Origin of the sequence: Microbispora sp. NBRC 16548 (assembly GCF_030268985.1) — a bacterium.
GTDB classification, from domain to species: Bacteria; Actinomycetota; Actinomycetes; order Streptosporangiales; family Streptosporangiaceae; genus Microbispora; species Microbispora catharanthi.
This window is the reverse complement of the sequence record NZ_BSSF01000132.1, coordinates 1-255: the sequence shown is the minus strand read 5'-3', so window position 1 is coordinate 255 and position 255 is coordinate 1. Positions and strand designations below refer to the sequence as shown.

The 255-nt window shown below is 69.0% G+C and carries 1 protein-coding gene; it reads right to left on the bottom strand.

From position 1 onward, the window contains the following. On the bottom strand, positions 1 to 255 hold a 255-nt coding region (locus QSK36_RS43365; RefSeq protein ID WP_502883478.1), incomplete at both ends, for a hypothetical protein.

Sequence of the window (255 nt, the reverse complement as noted above, 5' to 3'; positions counted from 1 at the left end):
CCGTCGGAGGTCCAGGTGATGGGGGCCAGGACGGGGATGCGGCCGCCGGGGTAGGCGTCCTGGAAGGCCATGTAGTACCAGGCGCCGTTTTGGGTCTGGACCAGCCCGCCCTGGTGTGGCACTCCGCTGCCGGAGACCGGGCCGCCCATGTTCAGCAGCACCTGGCGCATCTCATAGGGGCCGAAGGGGCCGTTGGTGGACTTCAGCACGTACTGGCCGTTGGCCGGGCGGGTCAGGAAGATGTAGTAGGCGCCG